Annotated in this window: 3 protein-coding genes; all 3 read left to right on the plus strand. The window is 32.2% G+C overall.

All coding sequences use genetic code 11. The annotated features are described in order from the left end of the window. Nucleotides 1–90 precede the first annotated feature (90 nt). The 3 genes from C1634_RS25570 (at nucleotide 91) to C1634_RS25585 (ending at nucleotide 3,333) form a co-directional block, all read left to right on the plus strand. On the plus strand, nucleotides 91–1,461 hold the full coding sequence (locus tag C1634_RS25570) for an RHS repeat domain-containing protein (protein ID WP_109739377.1): 1,371 nt from the start codon (nucleotides 91–93) through the stop codon (nucleotides 1,459–1,461). 203 nt (nucleotides 1,462–1,664) lie between these two features. Beyond that, nucleotides 1,665–2,300: an immunity protein Imm33 domain-containing protein gene (locus tag C1634_RS25580; RefSeq protein WP_103235341.1), complete on the plus strand. Its 636-nt coding sequence runs from the start codon at nucleotides 1,665–1,667 to the stop codon at nucleotides 2,298–2,300. Nucleotides 2,301–2,436: 136 nt separating this feature from the next. After that, on the plus strand, nucleotides 2,437–3,333 hold the full coding sequence (locus tag C1634_RS25585; RefSeq protein ID WP_109739378.1) for an RHS repeat-associated core domain-containing protein: 897 nt from the start codon (nucleotides 2,437–2,439) through the stop codon (nucleotides 3,331–3,333). The last annotated feature ends 608 nt before the right edge of the window (nucleotides 3,334–3,941 follow it).

Consider the following 3,941-nt stretch of genomic DNA (forward strand, 5'->3'; position numbering starts at 1 on the left):
CATCAATCCCAATGTAATTGTGATAATTTTCCATAACTTAGTATTGTGATTAAACAAAAGTGTTGAATTCTTTAAAGCCTTTATTAGACCTTGAAGTCTATCATTCTATCTAAAGTTATTCAACAAAGTTCAAAAAGGAAGCAGAGGACTAATGCGCCAGAAGAGTCTTACTTAGCGAGCGTCCAAGTTCACCCCTGCTTTCTTTTAATAAATTTACTCCCTTTTGACAAGTACAAAGTAAAGGCGAGCGTCTCGCTCGTGTTCATAAATAAAACAGAAAACCACTGCAATTGTAGTGGTTTTTGCTCTTTCATCATTAAAAACTATTATATTTATCAATATAAACACGACCTTGGAAATGCAAGGATAAGTTTCGCAAAAGACATCGCAGGAGCTCTTGAAGTTACAGATACTAATAATTACTATGCTTTTGGAATGAATCATATAGGAGGAATTCAAAGTTTATTGGGTGGTTATTTGAACTATAAGTACAATGGTAAAGAATTACAGGAAAGTAGTATGTATGATTATGGAGCCAGAATGTATATGTCAGATATTGGACGATGGAGAGTACCAGATCCTTTGAGTGAAAAATTTGTGGGAGTTTCGTCCTCTAGTTATGTATTAGATAATCCTCTTCGTTATGTTGATCCTGATGGTAATGCACCAGTTGATTGGGTTTTAGAAAATATTAATGGTGTTTCAAAATGGACATATATGGCAAATGTTAAGACAGTTTCTCAAGCTAAAGCAGCAGGAATTAAAGATGCTGCCGCCGTTTATTCTTATGCTAATATATCTGGGCAAGGGTTTATGGGTGCTGGAAAATATAGTTATTCATTAAATCAGGACGGTTCTATAACAGATAATATAAGTGGTAACAATTTAGGCGGAAGTTTTTCTACTCCAGCAGGAACAAATATATCTACTGGAGCATATGTCGGACAATGGGATGGAGGAAGTAAGGGTCTATGGGGAGAATGGGCGGCTTCTAATAATCTTGTCGGAAAAATTTCATATAATGTCACAAATAGCTTTTACCTAGGTTTTCAAGTATTGGATACATTCAATCTTATGGGAACTAAACATACTTCAGGACTCACAGGCCAACAAATATATAGTAATCTGGACGGATCAAATCAATATAATGAAGGAGATAGAGCTCTTGCTTTTACATCAACTTTCAACCCTTTATCATCAGAATTGAAAGTTGCTGGAGTAGGTCAGCAGGTTCTTCCTAAAACAACTTTTAAATTAGTTGATAATTTAGGATCTTTAAGTGCTTCAAAATTCTCTAGTACATTTAAAGGAACTGCAATTGCAAGAGCCGCTCCGGCTACAAGAGGAATAATAAATAGGTATCTAAACAAAGGGATAAATCTGGGTAATAACTTTGGAATGTTTAAGTTAGGTACAACAAGTTTAATAAAACCCGTATCAGAGGACAAACACAAAAACTAAAAATGGGAATTTTTGAATTCATATTTCAGCAAATACTTATCAATTTAATTGGTAATGGTATATATTTTTTATTTCGTAAACTTATTGGGGATAAAAGAAATTATAAAGAAATACAAGATCAGACAGCAGGGTATATAAAATTTTTTACAGGAGTAGCATTTATTTTCATAATTATAGTTTTAATGAAGAAGTTTATTAAATAGATGATAAAATACAAAGGAATTCAAATAAATGTAGTAGATAATCTTTATGTGGAAACGAAAGAATTAGATTCTTATATAAGTAAAGAAATCAGAGTTACTATTGGTAATAATCAACCTGAAAATTATATAGAGGTTATTAAGTACATTATAGATTATATTGTAGATAGTAAACCTATTATTTCTGAAAACCAGAATCTTGGCTATTATTCATGGCTTTTACAATTTAGGCTGGATGATGATAACTGCTATGATCTATATGAAGCAAACGCTGATGGCAGCGGTTTTAATAAAGGTTGTGACACGGCAATTTCAGTTGTTAGACAGCAAAGTGAAATATGTTGGCAACAAAATTTTATTCCTCTTTTTCCAAACTTCAATCAGTCAGTTGTCATATCAGATGGTGTCTATGAAGGAAAAGATATCGAAGGAATTAGATATGACTCACCTCCGGATGAGAGTGGGTGGTACCTTATTACAGATGATTATAATGACGATATTAAGTCATTAAAAATGGTGCATTTTTATCATGTTGCTTTTGCTCGTCCTGATATTTTAAAATATTTAGCTATACCCTTCGGATTCAGATTTATCATGAAAGAAGGAGATATTGAAATACGTCAGGATGAAGAGGAATAATTCTCAATTAGAATAATCAGTAAAAGGTAATTTTACAAATGTGTTGTTTTATTTAGGGTATTGATTTCGATACCCTAAATTTTAAAAACTATAAGTCAGACTAGCGTATTATAAAGATGCTTCCGGAAACCTGAAAATAGACAGGGCCAACCATTACTATCCTTTTGGATTAGAGTTTGGCGGAGATTTGAATCTTAATGGTACAGTATCGCCAAACTACAGATACTCTACTCAGGGGCAGGAAAACCAGGCAGATAGCAGATGGAGTTCTTACCGATGGAGAAACTATGATCCTGCGATGGCGAGGTTCTTTAATGTTGATCCATTAGCAGAAGATTACCCTACATGGTCAACGTATGCCTTCAGTGGGAATAGGGTTGTAGATGCAAGGGAACTTGAAGGTCTGGAGCCTTTAGAAATAAAAAAGACAACCCAAAATTTAATTATTGTCAATCAAGGTTATGTTGGAACGCCACTTTCAGGCAATACACAAGCTCAAAACTATGCTAAATATAATAAAGACGGAGGCATAGATTATGAAGGTATAGGTATGATAAATAATTTAAACAGCTCAAAAAATCAAGTTGGAGTATTTGCCTCAGGAAAGGGAGATGTAACGAAAAATGATATATTAGCATCTGTTCAAAGCTTTAGAAAACAGAGCCCAAATGGCAAATTAATTATGGTAGGCCATAGTATGGGAGCGGATAATTTAATCGAATTGGTTAATGAGCATTCCGAAGTTAAAGTTGATTTATTATTTACATTAGATATTGCTGATGATCCCTTGTCTGGAACTGATGACGATATTATTCCTTCAAATGTTAAGACTGCTGTAAATTATTATAATAAAAATGATGGATTTATGCACAGTGGTATAGGTGGAGAGGATATAGAAGCTAAAGATCCTTCTAAAACTAAAGTATTGAATGTGCCAGTCAGCTCTGCTCACACTCAAATTGATAATAAGTATCGATATAATGCATATAATGCAGTAGTAAATGAATTAAATAAAGAAGAAAAAAAGAAATAAGATGAAAGATAAAAAGAAAGTAATAATTATTGTAGCAATAAATTATATCTATTTTTTGTTGATACTGATTTGCTCTAATTATGATTTTGGAATTTTTAGGAGTCTAAGTAGTATTATTGTACTCTTAGTAATTGGTGTTTTATTATCATTATTTAGTTCGATATTCATTAAAAAAATAAGAAAACCTTTTAATTGGATATTTTTTATAATTAATATGCTTATCATTTTGATATACCTATATGAAATATATTTTTATAGAGCTATAGATAATTCATGAATAAATTTCACCATAATTAATCAAATAAATCCCCCGCTACGCAAAGTCTCCTGACTTTGTGTATATAAAAAGACCTCGCAAAATGCGGGGTCTTTATATTTAGAAAGCGTATTTTTTATGAATACGCTTTTTTGGCTTTATAATCACGAATTGTAAGATCAAGAAAGCAAATGATAATCTCTTTATCTTTCTCGCTCATCTCCTTGAAGACTTTCCCTTTTTCAAACAGTTAATAAATATAAAATACACTCTAATACACTAAAACTTCTTTAGCATACAGCCAAGGACTAAGTCCATTTAACGATTTATGCGGATGATTACTGTTGTAATC

The sequence above is a fragment of the Chryseobacterium viscerum genome (assembly GCF_002899945.2).
Classification (GTDB): domain Bacteria; phylum Bacteroidota; class Bacteroidia; order Flavobacteriales; family Weeksellaceae; genus Chryseobacterium; species Chryseobacterium viscerum.

What these genes read in the sequence shown, in the direction of transcription:
- C1634_RS25580 (WP_103235341.1), top strand. Translation starts at nt 1,665, where the DNA reads ATGATAAAATACAAAGGAATTCAAATAAATGTAGTAGATAATCTTTAT.